We start from the raw sequence: 18,014 nt of genomic DNA on the forward strand, positions 1-18,014 counted from the left end.
CGCGACGGCGCGACATCCCGGCCCGGATCCGCGCCCGGCCCCGCTCAGTCCTCGCGGACGTGCCACGACTGGCCGTAGCCGCCCTCCTCGAGCGGGCGGGCCATCAGCTCGAGGAACGGCTCGGCGTCGAACGCCTCCGGCCCGAGCACGCCGGCGCCGGACCAGGCGCCCGTCGCGAGCAGCTCGAGGGCGATCACCGGGTTGAGCGCGGTCTGCCAGACGACGCACTGGGTGCCGTACTCGGCCATCGTCCACTCGTTGTCGCTCACGTGGTACAGGTACACCTCGCGGCGCTCGCCGTCCTTGGCGCCGGAGACCCAGAGGCCCGCGCAGGTCTTGCCGGTCATCCGCGGGCCGATGCTCGCCGGGTCGGGCAGGCCCGCGGCGACCACGTCGCGGGGCGCGACCAGCACCGGCCCGTCGGCGGAGCGGACCCGGACCGGCTCGGTGCGGTCGAGTCCGAGCAGGTTCAGCGTGCGGAGGACCCCGATGAACTCGGCGCCGAGGCCGTACTTGAAGGTGACCCGCTTCGCATCGAGCCAGCGCGGCATCAGCAGCACCTCCTCGTGCTCGACGTTGACGCACTCGACGGGGCCGATCCCCTCGGGGAACTCGAACACCTCCGGCTCGGAGAACGGCGGCGTCGTGAACCAGCCGCGGTCCTTCTCGAAGATCACCGGCGGGTTCAGGCACTCCTCGATGGTCGTCCAGATCGAGAAGGAGGGCGCGAAGATCTCGGCGCCGGAGTCGTCGCGGACGACGAGGTTCGCGCCGTCGCGGACGCCCAGCTCGTCGATCTCGTCGAAGAGGTGGTCGGCGGCGTAGCGGGCGAAGACGTCGGAGAGCCCGGGCTCGACGCCCATCCCGACCAGGGCGAGGCGGCCGGCGGATTCCCACGTGGGCGCGGCGGCGAACTGCTCGTCGCCGAGCTTCAGGCCGGTCTTCGCGTGCGGCTCCTCGGGGTGCGGCCGGGAGAGGCTCATCGCCATGTCGACGTAGTCGGCGCCGGCGGCGAGGGCGCCCGCGAAGATCGTCGGCACGAAGGACGGCTCGACCGCGTTCATCACGTGGGTGGCGCCGTGCGCGCGGGCGACGGTCTCGACGTTCTCGGCGTCGGAGGCGTCGATGCGCGCGGCGACGAAGCGGTTCTCGACGCCGTCGGCGCCGTGCCGCTCGAGGATCCAGGCGACGGTGCGCTCCGCTCGGGCGAGCTCGTAGTCGCAGACGATGATCTGCTCGAAGAAGGAGCGGCGGGCGGCGATCTTCGCGAAGGCGTCGCCGACGCCGCCGGCGCCGACCAGGAGGATTCTCATGCGGCCACCGTAGCGACGGAATCACTCGTGGTTCAAGGCCCGGACTGTGGAAATCGGGAGGCGGAGCGGATCCGCACGACGGAATCCGTCACTCCTGCGCCGTCTCCTCCGCGATCTCGAGGAGGCGGATGAAGCGCGAGAGCCGCTCGAGCGCCGCCATCGAGGTGGGCGGCGACGCGGCGAGCGCCGGCGAGTGCACGAGGAACGCGGCCCACTTCGCCCGCGAGATCGCGACGTTCAGCCGGTTGGGCAGCAGCAGGAACTCGAGGCCGCGCGGGACGTCGGCGCCGGAGGAGGCGGCGAGCGAGACGATCGCGACGACCGCCTCCCGGCCCTGGAAGAGGTCGACCGTGCCGACCAGCGTCTCCTCGAGCCCGGCCGCGTCGAGGGCCTCGCGGAGCAGGGCGCCCTGCGCGTTGTAGGGGGCGACGACGATGACGTCCGCGGCGGTGAGCGAGCGCTCGCCGTGCTCGTCCCGCCAGGCGCGGCCGACCATGGTCAGCGCGATCTCGACGACGCGGCGCGCCTCGTCCGGGGAGGACGTGGTGTCGCCGGCGTGCACGACCGGCACCGCGTGCAGTCCGGGCGCGACGCCGTCGAGCCGGCGCTGCTCCGGGGCGCGGGAGGAGAGGGCGCCCTCGTAGGAGAGCTCGGAGACGGCGGCGGCGAGCGCGGGGTGCATCCGGTAGGTCTGCGCGAGGAAGTAGCCGTAGGCGGGCGGCAGGACGTCGTGGCCGTCGGCGAGCCAGCCGAGCGCCGACTCGTCGACCGGCTCGGGGTGCGAGCCCTGGCTGACCTGCGGGAGCTGCTGCGGGTCGCCGAGGAGGAGCACGCGCTCGGCGGCGATCGCGGAGGCGATGGTCGGCGCGAGCGAGAACTGGCCGGCCTCGTCGATCACCAGCAGGTCGAGGGAGCGGCGCGGGACGCTGCCCGCGTTGGCGAAGGTCCAGGCGGTGCCGCCGACGACGCAGCCGCCGCCCTCGGCGAGCGCCGCGAGGGCGGCGCCGTTCTTCACCGGCGTCCAGGCGACGGCGGCGAGCGCCTCCGCGGAGCTGCCGGCCTTGGGCACCTTCGCGACCCGGGCGCGGTCGACGCCCTTCGCGACGACCGCGGTCAGCACGTTCTCGACGACGGAGTGCGACTGCCCGACGACGCCGACCCGCCAGCCGTGCTCGGTGACGAGCCGGGCGATGACGTGCGAGCCGACGTAGGTCTTGCCGGTGCCGGGCGGGCCCTGGACGGCGAGCGTCGCGCGCTCGAGACCGAGCAGGGTCTCGACGACCGCGCCGATCACGTCGTCGCCCTCGACCGGCGCGACGACGGCCGGCGGCACGCGCCGGAGCACGTCGAGGGCGGGGTCGGCGAGCATCTCGGGCAGGGCGTCGAGCACCTGGCCGCCCCACTCCGCGATCGCCTCGGGCTGCGGGGCGGCCCGGGGCGGCGGTGCGGGCGCCAGGGCGATCGGGACGTCGTCGTGCGGGTCCTCCCCCACGCGCAGGCCCTCCTTGAGGAGCAGGACTATCCGCTCGCCGTCGTCGGACGCGGCGAGGATCTCGGAGCGGTCGGAGGCTCCGCGCATCCCCGGGCCGGGCGAGGGCGCCCCGGGCGGCGCCGGGGAGTCGTAGACGAGGAACGGCTTGGCGCCGATGCTCAGCCGGCTGCCCGGGGCGAGGCGGCCGAGGATCCGCAGCTCGCGGGAGAGGGTGCGCGCCCGGGCCGGCGTCGACCAGTCGCGGACGACCTCGACCCGCTCGACGACGACCACGTCGCGGGCGTCGGCCCAGTCGTCGAGCGGCTGCCGCAGCCGGTCGAAGTGCTCCTGCCAGAAGGTCTTCGCCTCGCGGCGGTGGTAGTCGATCGCCGCGCCGGCGAGGGCGAGGGCGGTCTGGTCGGGGGTGCGCTCGCGCGGCTCGATCCCCTCGACCTCGGCGAGGAGGGCGACGGCGACCGGGTCCGGCTCGCGCGGGACGGGCAGGTCGACGTCGACGAGCGGGAGCGGCTCCTCCTCGCGGGCGGGGACGAGCGAGCGCAGCCAGTCGCGCAGGCGCAGGGTGCTGCGGCAGTCGTAGGCGTTGTACTCGCCGATCTCGGCGAGGCGGCGCTCGCCCTCGCGGCGGTCGGCCTCGGCCTTCGCCGGGTCCCTCTCCGCCGACGCGGCGTCCCGATCGGCCGACTGCAGCAGCGCCCGCGCCTCGACGTACTCGGTGATGCTGTCGGCCGCGTTCGTCACTCCCTCGGTGTCGCGCGCCTCCTCGCCCATGTAGAGCGGCTCGAGCTTCTTGATCGAGTAGCTGCGCGAGCCGACGCGCAGCGCCCGGCGGACGACGGGGTAGAGGTCGACGAGGACGCCGTCGCGCAGGAGCGCGTCGACCTCCTCCTCCCCCGTGCCGTGCCGCTGCGCGAGCGAGAGCAGGTGGCTGCGCTCGTAGGAGGCGTAGTGGTAGACGTGCATCCGCGGGAAGCGCGCCCGCCGCTCGCGCAGGAGGGCGAGGAAGTCGACGAGGGCGCGGCGCTCGGCCGCCAGATCGTGCGCCCAGAACGCGGTGAAGACCTCGTCCTGGTCGACCATGCCGAAGAGGTAGTCGAGGCCCCACTGGCCGTCCTCCGCGTGCAGCGGGTCGCCCTCGAAGTCGAAGAAGAGGTCGCCCGGGTCGGGGGCGGGCAGGGCGGTCAGCACGGAGGCGTCGACGACCTCGACGACGGGGACGTGGTCGGCCGAGGCCTCGGTGGCGATCTGCAGGCGGGCCTGGGCGCGCAGCGTCTCGGCGGCGCCGGCGCTCATCCCGGGGACCGGCCCCGCGCTGACCGCGAGCGCGTCGAGGGTGGTGATGCCGGCGGCGGCGAGCTTCGCGCGCTGGTCGAGGCGCATGCCCGCGACCAGGATCGGGTCCCGGTGGGCCTGCACCTCGGGGGCGCAGAGGCCGCAGCGGCCGCAGGCGGTGAAGCGCGGATCGCCCCAGGCCACCGGCTCGGTCGCGGCGAGGTGCTCCTCGAGCACCGCGCGCAGGCGCGCCCGCTGGACCCGCTGCACGGGGGCGATCATCGCGAGGTCGTGGCTGGTGGTCGTGCCGTCGCCGAGGACCAGGTGGACCTTCTCGCCCACGCGGATCCCCCGCGCCGCCATCTGCTCGGCGTACGCGGCGAGCTGCAGCAGCGCCGGGATCTTCGCGTGCCGGGCGAGCTTGGTGTCGTAGACCTCGTAGGCGCCGTCCTCGGTGCGGAGCAGGAAGTCGGAGAAGCCGATGAAGGTGCCGTCGTAGAAGGTGGCCTGGTAGAGCACGTCGACTCCCGCGCGCATCGCCTCGACCGCCTCGTCCGCGGCCCGCGCGTAGTCGGCGCACTCGGGGCGGGCGAACTCGAGGACCTCGTGGGTGCGCTTCAGCTCGGCGAGGAAGGCGACCTCGTGCTCGTCGCCGAGCACGACGGTGCGCTGCAGCATCGCGTCCTCCTCGACGACGACGCGGGGCGCTCGGCCGAGGGTCGCGTCGAGCCGGCGCAGCACCGCCCACTCGCAGGCCGACCAGGAGGAGAGGTCGGTCGGGCTCGTGACGAGGCGGACTCCTCCGCTGCGGTCGTCCTCGAGATACACGCGACTCCCTCCCGGGCCGCCGGGCGACGACCGCCTCCAGGGTAGGGCGACCCTCCGACACCGGCGCGTGCGAGGCTGGGCGGGTGACCAGGGCGCGCTTCGAGATCATCCCGTCGGACGGCATCGGGGAGAAGGCGGAGCGGGCGTTCCCCGATCCGGCCGCGGTGACGCTGACCGTGACGAGCCTGCCGAACCACGGGACGGAGCGGACGATCGACGCCGCGGTCGAGCTGGCCGGCCGGGGCTTCCGGGTCGTTCCGCACCTCGCGGCGCGGAACGTGGAGGGGCGCGAGGCGCTGGAGCGCGCGCTCGGGCGGATGCGGGACGCGGGGATCGACGAGGCGTTCGTGATCTCGGGCGATGCCAGAAGCGCCGCCGGCAGCTACTCCACCTCGCTCGAGCTCATCCGCGACGCCCGCGAGCTGCGGCCCGAGCTGGCCGTCGACATCGCCGGCTACCCGGAGGGGCACCCGCACCTCTCGGACGAGAGCATCGCGACGCACCTGCGTGAGCGGGCTCCCTATATCCGCGGGATCGTCACGCAGATGTGCTTCGACGTGGACGCGGTGGTCCGCTACGCCGACCGGCTGCGCGCGGACGGGATCGACGCGGAGCTGTGGGCCGGGGTGCCGGGGCCGGTCGAGCGGACGCGGCTGCTGTCGCTCGGGGCGCGGATCGGCGTCGGGTCGTCGCTCGGCTTCCTCAAGCGGAGCTCCTCGGTGGCGGGCGGGCTGCTGCGCGGCCGCCGCTTCGACCCCGCCGCGTTCGTCGGCCGGCTGGAAGCCGCCGCGGGCGACCGCCTCGCCGGCCTGCACGTCTACACCTTCAACGAGCTCGACGGCCTGCGCGCGTTCTGACCCTCTCCGCGAGATGCCACTTATGAGCGCTTTCCACGGCGTGTCGCGCTCACAAGTGGCATCTCGCGGCGGCGGGGATCAGCGCGAGGTGCGGACCCAGATGGGCGGGTGGGGGAGCTCGGACTCGGTGCGGAGGCGGCCGGCCAGGGGGGCCCAGACGATCAGGGCGACGGCGAGGCCGAGCAGCAGGCCGCCGATGGTGTCGGTGAGCCAGTGCGCGCCGAGGTAGGTGCGGCTGGCCATCATCGCGACGCTGTAGAGGAAGCCGGCGATCCAGACCCAGAGCAGCGGGAAGACCAGGGCGAGCACCATCGCGGTGGTCGAGGCGTTCGCGGTGTGGCCGGAGGGGAAGGAGCCGTAGTCGCTGGTGACCAGCATGTCCTCGGGGCGGGCGCGGCCGACCAGCTCCTTCACGAGCTGGGTGGCGCCGACGCTGACGAGGGCGGCGAGCGCGTAGTAGAGCGCGGCCCAGCGCCGACGGAAGACCAGCAGCACGATGATGATCGCGACCGGGATGATCGCCGTGCCGACGATGCCGGCGCCGACGGTGTTCATGATGAGCGCCGGGACGTCCCAGACGCTCGAGCGGTGCTCGACGATCTCGTCCATCCACTCGACGTCGAACGAGAACGCGCTGGTGGGGCGGAAGGCGATGATCACGGCGAGGACGATCGTCACGGCCAGCGCGATCGAGGCGGAGATCAGCGGCCAGCGGCGCGAGACGTGCCGGGCGGCCTCCGTGGTGAGGACCTTCGAGACGACGTCGTCCGAGGGGGCGCGCCGGTGCAGGCGCTCGCGCTGCACGGCGTCGGGCTGGGCGACGCCGGGCTCGGTCTTCAGGGGGTCGTGGCGAGGATCCATCCGGACATGATGCCGTCGCCGGCCGTTCACGCGCTGGGGGTTGCGGGCGGGTCGCGCAGGTCGGGCACCTCCGGCCCGGCGGGTCAGTCCTGCAGGGCCGGGACCGTGCGGGGGCGGACGACGAGCCAGAGCGCCAGGATCGAGACGGCGGCGGTGGCCATCATCACGCCGGCCATCGGCACGGCCGACTCGGCGCCGAAGAGACCGGAGATCGGCGAGAGGATGCCGGCGGTGCCGAAGTTCACCGCGCCGAGGAGCGACGCGGCGGTGCCCGCCTCGCGGCCGTGGTTGACCAGGCCGAGCACCTGCACGCAGGGGAAGCTGAAGCCGCAGGCCGCGATGAAGAACCAGAGCGGCACGAGCGTGCCCCAGATGCCGAAGCCCAGGCCGTCGAAGAGCGCGATCAGCCCGGCGGTGACGAAGAGCGTGACCGTGGTGATGGCGAGGATCCACTGCGGGCCGACGCCGCGGCGGCTGAGGTACGAGGACGCCTGGACGCCCGAGACCACGCCGAGCGAGTTCACCGCGAAGAGCAGGCCGTACTGCTGCGCGTCGAGTCCGTAGAGCCCCTGGAAGAGGAACGACGAGCTGGAGAGGTAGGTGAACAGACCGCCGAAGGTCATGCCGCCGATGATCGCGACGCCGACGAAGACCCGGTCGGAGAGCACCGCGCGGTAGCGCTGCACGAGCGAGCGGGAGTCGCGGTCGGCGCGCGCCACCCGGGGGCGCGTCTCGACGATCAGCAGCGCGACCGCCAGCATCACCAGCAGGCCGTAGGCGGCGAGGAAGACGAAGATGCCGCGCCAGTCCATCACCAGCAGCAGCTGCGAGCCGATCACCGGGGCGAGCACGGGCGCGAGGCCGGAGACGAGTGCGAGACGCGACAGCATCTTCACCAGCGGACGCCCGCCGAACAGGTCGCGGACCATCGCCATCGCGACGACACCGCCCGCGGCGGCGCCGGCTCCCATCAGGAAGCGGAAGACGCCGAGCGAGACGATCTCGGGGGCGAACGCCGCTCCGACGCAGGCCAGCACGTGCAGCGAGGTCGCGAGCAGGATCGGCAGCCTCCGCCCGACCACGTCGCTCCACGGCCCGACGACCAGCTGCCCGAGCGCGAAGCCGAGCGTCGTGCCGGTGAGGGTCAGCTGCACCGCCGCCTCCGACACGTTCAGCTCGCTCTGCAGCGCCGGGAAGGCGGGGAGGTAGAGGTCGATCGTGAACGGGCCGAGCGCGGTGAGCGCGCCGAGCACGATCACGTAGACGAGGCGCTGACGGTTGGTCAGGGCGTCGCCGGCGTGCCGGTGCACGGGGATCGAGCCGGTGGGGGTCGGGGCGAGAGAGGTCACGGAGCCTTCCTGCGGAGCGCAGAGCGGAGAAGGGAGAGGGGCGTGCGGAAGGGCACCGCCTCTACCGCCAAGCGACGGGAGACCGGATTCATTCCCCGACTATCGAATCAATTCGACCGGGTGTCGCGCAAGGGTCTGAGCCGAGCCCGTGGACGGGAGCGCGCATCGGGTGGGCGCGCGGAGACGGAGCGGCGGGGGGCCGCGGCGGACGACGGCCCGATCGGGCGGCGCGGTGGGAGCGGCTCAGGCCGCCGGCCGCGCGCCGCCGGCGGGGTGCAGCTCGGCGGTGAGCGGATCGGCGAGCAGGCGCTCGAAGGCCAGCTCGGCCGCGCCGAGCATCAGCAGGTCGGCGCCGAGCTCGGTGCGGGCGATGCGCACGGAGTCGAGCGCCACCCGGAACGGCCCGCCGCGGCCGAGCCGCTCCTCGAGGAAGCCCGGTGCGACGCCGACGAGCGCGCCGAGGAACCCGCCGAGCACGACCAGCTGCGGGTTGAAGATGTTGACGACGTTGCGCAGCGCCACGGCGAGGTGCCCGAGCTGCCGCTCCACCTCCGCGCGCACCGCGGGATCGCTCGAGGCGGCGAGCGCCTCCTCGAGCCGCTCGCTCACGTCGGCGCTCTCGTCGAGGCCGAGCACCCGCAGCAGCTCGGCGCGGCCGACCTCGGTCTCGAGGCAGCCGACCGCGCCGCAGTGGCAGTCGACGCCGGCGCTGTTGACGAGGGTGTGGCCGATCTCGCCCGCGTAGCCGTCGATCCCGTGCAGCGGGGTGCCGCCGACGATCACGCCGGCGCCGACGCCGCTCGCGCCGCCGTTGAGGTAGACGAGGTGCGAGACCTCGCGGCCGGCGCCGAGGACGCTCTCGGCGAGCGCGCCGAGATTCGCGTCGTTGGCCGAGAGCACCGGGAGCCCGGTCGCCTCGGCGAGCATCCGGGAGAACGGCTCGTCGGTCCAGCCGAGGTGCGGGCCGACCCGGACCAGGCCGTCGGCGTCCCGGACGAGGCCGGGGACCGCGACGCCGATGCCGACCGTACGGGCGTCGACGGGAAGCTCGGCGACCAGCTCGGCGATGGCGCCGGCCGCGAGCGCCGCCGCGGCCTCGGCGCTCGGCACGGCGGCGGTGCGGCGGATGCGGCGGCGCACCTCGGCGTCCAGGCCGACGATCGCGACGGTGACGGCGTCGATCTCCGGGTTCACCGCGATCGCGACGACCCGCGGATCGGTCTCGACGATCGGGCTCGGCCGTCCGACCTGGTTGAGGGTCTCGGGCTGCAGCTCGCGCACGACGCCCAGCTCGACCAGCTCGCCGACGAGGGCGGCGATGGTGGAGCGGTTGAGGCCGGTGAAGCGGGTGAGCTGCGAGCGGGACCGCGGGCCGCCGCGGTGCACGAGGCGCAGGAGCGCGGACAGATTGTGCCGGCGGACCCGGTCGAGGTTGTTGCCGCGCGTCGCGTTCTCGGCCATTCCGCGGTCTCCTCTGCTCTCCGGGGCCAGCCTATCCGCGGGTGCGGGCGCTTCCGGCCGCACGACATCAGCTGAGAAGGGGGTCCCTCCCTCCACAGAGGAGGGACCCCTCTCTCAGCTGATGTATGCGCGGACCTCGCCGGTCAGGACCCCGCGCGGGTCCAGGTCCAGCTGCCGGCGGGCGCGTCGACGCTCACGTCGCCGCCCGCGCGGGTCACCGTGAACACGGTCTCCGCACCGGAGTCGTGCGCCGGCACCCGGACGACCGTCTCGCCGTCCGCGCCCGGGAACACCCGCAGCTCGAGCCCGTCGACGTAGTCGTACTCGGCGACGTCGCTGCGCGCGCCGACCGGGATCACCGCGCCCTCCCGGACGTAGAGCGGCAGCGAGTCGAAGCCGTGCACCTCGCGGCACCACTCCCCCGCCGAGTCCGTGCTCTCGCCGGTCCACCAGTTCGTCCAGCGCCCGCGCGGCAGGTAGAACTCGACCGAGCCGTCGGGGGTGAACACCGGCGCGACCAGCAGGTCGTGGCCGAGCATGTACTGCGTGTCGAGGTGCGCCGCGTTGCGGTCGTCCTCGAACTCGAGCGTCATCGGCCGCATCACCGGGGTGCCGGTGCGCGCCGCCTCCGCCCCCGCCGCGTAGAGATAGGGCATCAGCGAGAGCTTCAGCCGGGTGAACAGCCGGGTGACGTCCACCGCCTCCTCGTCGAACGCCCACGGCACCCGCACCGACGACGAGCCGTGCAGCCGCGAGTGCGAGGAGAGCAGGCCGAAGGCGAGCCAGCGCTTGAAGACGCCCGGGTCGGGCGTGCCCTCGAAGCCGCCGATGTCGTGCGCCCAGAAGCCGAAGCCGCCGAGTGCGAGCGAGAGCCCGCCTCGCAGGGTCTCGGCCATCGAGACGTAGGAGGAGGTGTTGTCGCCGCCCCAGTGCACCGGCAGCGCCTGGCCGCCGACGGTGGCGCTGCGGGCGAAGAGCGCCGCGCGTCCCTCGCCGAGCTCCTCCTCCAGCACCTCGAACACCGCGCGGTTGTAGAGCTGGGTGTACCAGTTGTGCATGCCCTCGGGGTCGGAGCCGTCGAACCACGCGACGCCCTCGGACGGGATGCGCTCGCCGAAGTCGGTCTTGAACGAGTCGACGCCCTGGCGCACCAGGACGCGCAGCTTGTCCTGGAACCAGCGGGTCGCCTCCGGGTTGGTGAAGTCGATCAGGGCCATGCCGGCCACCCACAGGTCCCACTGCCAGACGTCGCCCGCGGTGGTGCGCAGCAGGTAGCCCTTCTCGCCGCCCTCCTCGAACAGCGCCGAGGCCTGGGCGATGTAGGGGTTGATCCAGACGCAGGTGTGCAGGCCGCGCTCGTGCAGGCGGGCGAGGATCCCCTCCGGGTCGGGGAACGTGCGCGGGTCCCACTCGAGATCGGTCCACTGGAACTCGCGCATCCAGAAGCAGTCGAAGTGGAACGCCGACAGCGGCAGCTCGCGCTCGGCGAAGCCGTCGATGAAGGAGTTGACCGTCTCCTCGTCGTAGCTGGTGGTGAAGCTCGTGGTGAGCCAGAGGCCGTAGCTCCAGGCGGGGACGATCGCGGGGCGGCCGGCCAGCCCGGTGTAGCGCCGGAGCACGTCCTTCTTGGTCGGGCCCTGGATCACCAGGTACTCCAGCGCCTCGCCGCCGACGGAGAACTGCACGCGCTCGACGGTCTCGGAGCCGATCTCGAAGGAGACCAGTCCGGGGTCGTTGACGAGGACGCCGTAGCCGCGGCTGGAGAGGTAGAAGGGGACGTTCTTGTAGGCCTGCTCGGAGGAGGTGCCGCCGTCGGCGTTCCAGACGTCGACGGTCTGGCCGTTCTTCACGAACGGGCCGAAGCGCTCCCCCAGGCCGTAGACGAGCTCGCCGACGCCGAGGTCGAGCTGCTCGTGCAGGTAGGCCTCCCCGTCGGGGCCGGTGAGGTAGCCCTCGGCCTTGTGGCCGGAGCCGGTGAGGCGGGTGTTCGTCGCGGTGTCCCAGAACTCGAGCGACCAGGGCGCGCCCTGCGCGACGCGGACCTCGAGGTCGCCGGTGCGCAGCACGCCGCCGGTCTCCGTCAGGCTCGCCTCGCCGACCGCGTCGTCGACCAGGTCGAAGCCGCGGCGGGTCGCGGTGCCGCGCCAGTGCTCGATCCGGATCTTCGCGACGCCCTCGGCCGGCGAGGACACGGTGACGGTCAGCGTCGGCCGGTTCAGCACGTCGCCGCGGCCCTGGATCACCTTCGTCGGCGCGATCACCTCGAGCGATGAGCCGTGGGAGCGGATGTCGTACGCCTCCTGCGCGAAGAGGGGCGTGAATCCGGCCCTCGTCTGCCAGAACCCGTCGGTGAACTTCATGGGGTGGTGCCTTTCTGATGGGGAGGCCGATGCCGGGAGCGAGGTCGAAGCGCTTCGATTCCCGGCCGGGCGCGCCGAGGGGATCAGCGGCGCGGGCCCCTGTGGAAGGACCCGCGCCGCGGTGAGAAGGGGCTACTTGACCGCGCCGGCGGTGATGCCGCGGGTCAGGGTGCGCTGGAAGATCAGGAAGAAGATCAGCGTCGGCAGCAGTCCGAGCAGGGCGCTCGCGCTGGTCGTCGTGACGTCCATGATCTTGTCGCCCTGGAGGCTGGAGATGGCGATCGGGACGGTCTGCGTCGCATCGCTCACCAGGAAGACCAGCGGGATGAGGAACTCGTTCCAGGTCCAGATGAAGAAGAAGATCATCAGCACCGAGAGCGTCGGCCGCGAGATCGGCACGATCACCCGGGTGAGCACCTGCCACTTCGAGGCGCCGTCGAGCGCCGCGGCCTCGAGGATCTCCTTCGGGAAGGTGCCGTAGACGCTGGAGAGCAGATAGGTGCCGAACGCCGACTGGATCACGGTGAAGATGATGATCACCGAGAGCTGGCTGTCGTAGATCCCGACCGCCTTGAACATGTAGTACAGCGGGTAGAGCAGGGCCTCCTGCGGCAGCATGTTCGCCAGCAGGAACAGGATGATGATCCAGCTGCGGCCCTTCACCCGGCCGATGCCGATGGCATAGGCGTTGAGCACCGAGAGGGCGACCGCGAGGATCGCGACGGAGCCCGAGATCAGGATCGAGTTGCCGAGCTTCTCCGGGAAGTTCACCCGCTCCCAGAAGGTCGAGAGGCCGTCGAAGGAGAGGCCGGTCGGGAAGGCGAGCGGACCGCCGACCGAGTACTCGGCCGGGGTCTTGAACGAGTTGAGCAGGATCAGCAGCACCGGGCTGATGATGACGAGTCCGATCACGACCGCCACGATCAGGATCGCCCAGTCGCCGAAGGTGCGCTTGGTCGCGCCCTTCGAGGCCTTGGGCGCCTTCTTCGGCGTGGTCAGATCGGTGTCGTCGGTTCCGGCCTGGGTGAACGGCAGGGCTTCGATGGCCGACATCAGCGGGCTCCTTCGCTGCGCTCGACGCGCTCCTGGGCGCGGATGAAGAGGACGGCCAGGATCACGATGACGATGGTCAGCGCGGTCGCGATGGTGGCGCCGTAGCCCACCTGCTGCTTCTGGAAGAACTCGGTGTAGGAGTAGTAGCTCGGCACGATGGTCGAGTCGCCCGGGCCGCCGCGGGTCAGCGCGTAGATCGGGCCGAAGACCTTGAGCGCCGCGATGGTGCAGGTGAGGGTGACGACGAAGACCTCGGGGCGGATGATCGAGATGGTGATCCAGCGGAAGCGCTGGAACCAGTTCGCGCCGTCGAGCTCGGCGGCCTCGTAGAGCTCGGGGTCCACGCGCTGCAGCGCCGCCATGAAGATGACGACCGGGTAGCCGAGCTGCACCCAGATCATCACGACCATGATCGAGAGCATTGCCGTGTCGGGCTTGCCGAGCCAGTCGTGCGCGAGCGAGCCGAGGCCGACCGCCTCGAGGATCGAATTGAGGGCGCCGTTGTCCGGGCGGAGGATCCAGCCGATCACGATGGCGGCGATGACCGTCGGCAGGATCTGCGGGAGGTAGTAGGTCGCGCGGAGGAAGGAGGCGATCCTCCCGCCGAACTTCTTGCCGACCAGATCGAAGAGGATCGCGGCGAGGAGGAGGCCGAGGATCGTCGGGACGATCACCATTGCGATGATCATGTAGACGGAATTGAGGAACGACGTCCAGAACTGGTCGTCGCCCATCAGCTCGATCCAGTTGTCGAGGCCGATGAAGATCGGCGGCTTGATGCCGCGCCACGAGGTGAAGCTGATGTAGATGTTCCAGATCAGCGGGATCAGCACGATGAACACGAAGAGCACGAAGCCCGGGATCAGGTACAGCCAGTAGCCGCCGGAGCGCTTCTCGCGCGGCGGCTTCTCCGCCGTGGGAGGCGGCGGGGCGCTCTCCGCGCGACGCGGAACGGTCGTCGTCATGGGTACTCCTTGAACGTGTGGGCGATATGTGGGGGGCGGCGGGCCTGAGGGTGTCCGCGAGATGCCACTTGTGCACGGCTTTCACGGCGTGTCGCGTGCACAAGTGGCATCTCGCGGAAGGGGGCGACCTTGCAGTTACTTGATGTCGGCCACGCCGTCGTCGTACTTGCCCTGCAGTTCGGTGAGCATTCCGCTGGGGTCGACCGAGCCGTTGATGAGCTCCTGCGAGGCGGCGACGAGGTCGTCGTAGAAGGTGGCGGTGGGCCAGTCGGGGTAGAAGGAGAGCTGGTCCTGGTCGACGACCGTCTTCCACTGCGACAGCAGCGCCTTGCTCTTCTCATCCGTGATCGCGGTTTCGTCGACGACCAGCGGGATGCCGCCGTTGTTGCCGATGAGGTTCTGGATCTCGGGGCGCATCGTGATGTCGATCCACTTGAAGGCGAGGTCCTTGTTCTTCGCCGTCTCGGGGATGACCCAGTGGTTGCCCGCCGAGCCCATCGTGAACTCGGCGCCCGGGAAGAGGAAGGTGTCCCACTCGAAGCCGGTGATCTCGGTCTTGAAGCGGCCGAACCACCACGAGCCCGAGAAGAAGATCGGGTACTCGCCGGAGATGAAGGCGGTGCCCGCGTCCTCGGCCTTGAGCCCGGAGGCGTCGGCGGAGAAGTAGCCCTTGTCCACGTAGGTCTGCAGCTGGTCGGCCGCGTAGCTCCAGGCCGCGTCCTCGAAGTCGACCTCGCCGGTGTAGGTCTGGTAGTCGGTGATCCACTGGCGATCGGCCTTCAGCAGCGCGAGCTGGTAGAAGAGCTGCTGCAGCGGGTACTCCGCGCCGGCCTCGGCGAGCGGGGTGATCCCCTTCGCGACGAAGGCGTCGAGCACGGCGGTGAACTCGTCGTAGGTCGTCGGGACCTCGAGGCCGTTCGCCGCGAAGACGTCCTTGTTGTAGTAGACGAAGGTGAACTCGCCGTAGTTGGGGATGCCGTACCAGGAGCCGGAGCCCATGATGCCCTTGTCGTCGTACTTGGCCGTGGTCTGCAGAGCGCCGGGGATCAGCTTGTCCCAGCCGTAGAACTCGACGGCCTCGTCGAGGTTGGTGAGCAGGCCCTGGCTGGAGAGCAGACCGCTGGTCGCGTTGCCCTTGTTGTACTCGACGACGTCGGGCGCGGAGTTGGAGTTGAAGATCTGGCTGGCACCGGTGCGCAGCTGCTCGAAGGCCTTGAACTCGTAGGCGATCTCGGCGCCGGTCTCCTTGGTGAAGATGTCGCGGGCGGCGAGCCAGGCGATGCCGCGGTCGCTGTCGGGGGTCTCGAAGTCCCACATGGTGAGGGTGCGGCCAGCGCCGTCGACGTCGGTGGCGAGGGCGTCGGAGCCGGCGTCGGAGCCGCCTCCGGAGCAGGCGGCGAGCGCGAACATCGCGCCGATGCCGACACCGCCGGCGATCAGGCCGCGGCGGCTCAGCGAGCCGACGGTGGCGGCGGAGGGGCGGTGGAAGGTGGTGCGGGGACGAAGCGACATAGCGGGAGTTCTCCTTCAAACGGTGCCGCGGGGCTGTGGACGAGGGCTGTGAGTGGTGGATCGTGCGAGTCGAAGAGCGCTCTCTGAGACCGGCCGAGCTGTCGAAGCGTTTCGACGATCGGCGTGGAGAGCGCGGAGGCGAAGAGGACTGAAAAGGGTCAGGGAGCGGCCGGCACCGGGGCGCCGGTCGCGGCGAGCGCTAGGGAGCCGCGGTCGACGTAGTGGGGCGGGAGGAGGTCGACGCCGGTGGTGCGGCCGGAGTCGATCTGCTGGAGGGTGCGGGCGACGGCCGCGCGGCACATCGCGTCGAACGGGAGGGGGATGCTGCTGACCGGCACCGGGAGCGCCGCGCCGTCGTAGCTCGCGCAGGCCGCGAGGACCGAGAGGTCGCCGGGGATCGAGAGGCCGCGCTCGACGAGGCGCTCGATCGCCGCCTCCGCCACCGGCTCGTTGCAGTGCAGCACGAGGGCGGAGACCGGGGCGGTGAGCAGCGCGTCGACCGCCGCCGACGCGCTCGCGCGGCCGATGTGCGGGCGCTCGACGCTGAGGGCGAGGCCGAGGGCCGCGCACTCCGCCTCGAAGGCGTCGTCGAAGCGGCGGACGAAGCCGGCGTTGCGGTCGGTGTACGACTGCGGGTGCTCGATCAGGCCGATCGAGCGGTGACCCTGCTCGGCGAGCAGGCGGACGCTGCGGCGGGCAGCCTCGGCGAAGTCGAGGTCGACGCAGGCGAGGTCGTGCGCGTCGGCCGGGACGCCGATGAAGGTCGCTGGGACACCGGCCGCGCGGATGAGGGCCGCGCGGTCGTCCTCGTCGTCGACGCCCATCAGGACGACGCCGTCGACGAGCGAGGAGGAGGAGACGCGGGCGATGCCGCTGGAGGCCTCGTCCGTGACGAGGAGGAGGACGTCGTAGTCGGACTCCCGGGCCCGCTCGAGCACCTCGGTGACGAAGCGCATGTGGGTGGGCAGGTGCAGCTCGCCGCGCATCGGCGCCGAGAGGGCGAGGATGTGGGTCCGCGCTCCGGCGAGCATGCGGGCGCCGGCGTGCGGCCGGTAGCCCAGCTGCCGGACGGCCTCGTCGACCCGCTGGCGGGTGGAGGCGGCGATCGATCGCTTGCCGGAGAGGGCGTAGGAGACGGTGCTGATCGAGACTCCGGCCACGCGGGCGACGTCGTGGATGCTCGCCATCGTTCCTCCTGCCGGACCTCGTCGTCGGTGCCCGGCCGCTCCGCCCTGCTCGGGAGAGCAGTGCTTCGAAGCGCTTCGACCGGGTTGCTGCTGAGCACTGTACGCACAGTCGAAACGCTTCCGCAAGGAATTCGTCGGGCCGCGCCACATATCGACGCGAGACGTCGCGCCGATCGAGGAGCACCACCGCGCGACACGTCGCGACGACCGTTGCGCCGCACGCCCCCGATCGATATGTTGGGCGCAACAACAATTCGGCGACGTCGCCGGAAAGGATTCGGATCAATGTCCCTGACCCCCACCCGCGCCGACAAGTTCTCGTTCGGCCTCTGGACCATCGGCTACAACGGGACGGACCCGTTCGGCGGCCCGACCCGCAAGCCTCTCGACACCGTGCACGCGGTCGAGAAGCTGAGCGAGCTCGGCGCCTACGGCCTCACCTTCCACGACGACGACCTCTTCGCGTTCGGCTCGACCGACGCCGAGCGCCAGACCGAGATCGACCGCCTGAAGGGCGCGCTCGAGTCCACCGGCCTGATCGTCCCGATGGTCACCACCAACCTCTTCAGCGCCCCGGTCTTCAAGGACGGCGGCTTCACCTCGAACGACCGCGACGTGCGCCGCTTCGCGCTGCGCAAGGTCCTCCGCAACATCGACCTCGCCGCCGAGCTCGGCGCGCAGACCTTCGTGATGTGGGGCGGCCGCGAGGGCGCCGAGTACGACTCCGCCAAGGACATCCGCGCGGCCCTCGAGCGCTACCGCGAGGCCGTCAACCTGCTCGGCGACTACGTCACCGACAAGGGCTACGACATCCGCTTCGCGATCGAGCCCAAGCCCAACGAGCCCCGCGGCGACATCCTGCTGCCGACCCTCGGCCACGCGATCGCCTTCATCGACTCGCTCGAGCGCCCCGAGCTCGTCGGCGTGAACCCCGAGGTCGGCCACGAGCAGATGGCGGGCCTGAACTTCACGGCCGGCATCGCCCAGGCGCTGTACCACGGCAAGCTCTTCCACATCGACCTCAACGGCCAGCGCGGCATCAAGTACGACCAGGACCTCGTCTTCGGTCACGGCGACCTGCACAACGCGTTCTCGCTCGTCGACCTGCTGGAGAACGGCGGCCCCGGCGGCGTCCCGGCCTACGACGGCCCGCGCCACTTCGACTACAAGCCCTCGCGCACCGAGGACGAGACCGGAGTCTGGGACTCGGCCGCCGCCAACATGCGCACCTACCTGCTGCTCAAGGAGCGCGCCGCGGCCTTCCGCGCCGACCCCGAGGTCCAGGAGGCGCTCGCGGCGTCGAAGGTCGGCGAGCTGTCGACCCCGACGCTGAACGAGGGCGAGTCCTACGACGACCTGCTCGCGGACACCGCCTCCTACGAGTCGTTCGACACCGACGCGTACCTCGGCGGCAAGGGCTTCGGCTTCGTCCGCCTGCAGCAGCTCGCGACCGAGCACCTGCTCGGCGCGCGCGGCTGACCCACCCGGCCGCTCCCGCGGTGCGCCG

The 18,014-nt window shown here is 71.7% G+C and carries 12 protein-coding genes; 2 read left to right on the forward strand and 10 right to left on the reverse strand.

Features of this window, described 5'->3' with window-relative positions:
• Positions 1–44 precede the first annotated feature (44 nt).
• Together C1I64_RS11615 and C1I64_RS11620 are read right to left on the reverse strand one after the other, a co-directional pair.
• On the reverse strand, positions 45–1,313 hold the full coding sequence (locus C1I64_RS11615) for a saccharopine dehydrogenase family protein (RefSeq protein WP_127887314.1): 1,269 nt from the start codon (positions 1,311–1,313) through the stop codon (positions 45–47).
• Between the two features lie 88 nt (positions 1,314–1,401).
• The gene (locus tag C1I64_RS11620; protein ID WP_127887315.1) at positions 1,402–4,902 is read right to left on the reverse strand and encodes a TM0106 family RecB-like putative nuclease; all 3,501 of its coding nucleotides are present in this window, start codon (positions 4,900–4,902) and stop codon (positions 1,402–1,404) included.
• Between the two features lie 83 nt (positions 4,903–4,985).
• Here C1I64_RS11620 and C1I64_RS11625 point away from each other — a divergent pair, with 83 nt between their 5' ends.
• Positions 4,986–5,759: a methylenetetrahydrofolate reductase gene (locus C1I64_RS11625; protein ID WP_127887316.1), complete on the forward strand. Its 774-nt coding sequence runs from the start codon at positions 4,986–4,988 to the stop codon at positions 5,757–5,759.
• A gap of 78 nt (positions 5,760–5,837) precedes the next feature.
• Here the strand turns inward: C1I64_RS11625 and C1I64_RS11630 are convergent, their stop codons facing one another.
• From C1I64_RS11630 to C1I64_RS11665, 8 genes are all read right to left on the reverse strand, one after another.
• The gene (locus tag C1I64_RS11630) at positions 5,838–6,620 is read right to left on the reverse strand and encodes a phosphatase PAP2 family protein (RefSeq protein WP_123447716.1); all 783 of its coding nucleotides are present in this window, start codon (positions 6,618–6,620) and stop codon (positions 5,838–5,840) included.
• Positions 6,621–6,703: 83 nt separating this feature from the next.
• Positions 6,704–7,969, reverse strand: coding sequence for a multidrug effflux MFS transporter (locus tag C1I64_RS11635; RefSeq protein ID WP_185020004.1), 1,266 nt, complete (start codon positions 7,967–7,969; stop codon positions 6,704–6,706).
• Between the two features lie 243 nt (positions 7,970–8,212).
• Positions 8,213–9,430: an ROK family protein gene (locus C1I64_RS11640; protein ID WP_127887317.1), complete on the reverse strand. Its 1,218-nt coding sequence runs from the start codon at positions 9,428–9,430 to the stop codon at positions 8,213–8,215.
• A 143-nt stretch (positions 9,431–9,573) separates the two neighbouring features.
• Positions 9,574–11,790, reverse strand: a complete 2,217-nt coding sequence (yicI, locus tag C1I64_RS11645) for an alpha-xylosidase (protein WP_127887318.1) — start codon at positions 11,788–11,790, stop codon at positions 9,574–9,576.
• Between the two features lie 132 nt (positions 11,791–11,922).
• A complete protein-coding gene (locus tag C1I64_RS11650; protein ID WP_127887319.1) occupies positions 11,923–12,843 on the reverse strand; it encodes a carbohydrate ABC transporter permease in 921 nt (306 codons plus the stop codon).
• Positions 12,843–13,808 (reverse strand): carbohydrate ABC transporter permease, encoded by a 966-nt coding sequence (locus C1I64_RS11655; RefSeq protein WP_123447720.1) that lies wholly within the window; start codon positions 13,806–13,808, stop codon positions 12,843–12,845. The genes C1I64_RS11650 and C1I64_RS11655 overlap by 1 nt, the downstream gene beginning before the upstream one ends.
• A gap of 135 nt (positions 13,809–13,943) precedes the next feature.
• Positions 13,944–15,320: an ABC transporter substrate-binding protein gene (locus C1I64_RS11660; protein WP_244209458.1), complete on the reverse strand. Its 1,377-nt coding sequence runs from the start codon at positions 15,318–15,320 to the stop codon at positions 13,944–13,946.
• Between the two features lie 158 nt (positions 15,321–15,478).
• Positions 15,479–16,507, reverse strand: a complete 1,029-nt coding sequence (locus tag C1I64_RS11665; RefSeq protein WP_164874527.1) for a LacI family DNA-binding transcriptional regulator — start codon at positions 16,505–16,507, stop codon at positions 15,479–15,481.
• A 285-nt stretch (positions 16,508–16,792) separates the two neighbouring features.
• Between C1I64_RS11665 and xylA the strand changes: the two genes are divergently transcribed.
• Positions 16,793–17,986: a xylose isomerase gene (xylA, locus tag C1I64_RS11670; protein ID WP_123447721.1), complete on the forward strand. Its 1,194-nt coding sequence runs from the start codon at positions 16,793–16,795 to the stop codon at positions 17,984–17,986.
• Positions 17,987–18,014 lie beyond the last annotated feature (28 nt).

The sequence above is a fragment of the Rathayibacter festucae DSM 15932 genome, from assembly GCF_004011135.1.
GTDB lineage: Bacteria > Actinomycetota > Actinomycetes > Actinomycetales > Microbacteriaceae > Rathayibacter > Rathayibacter festucae.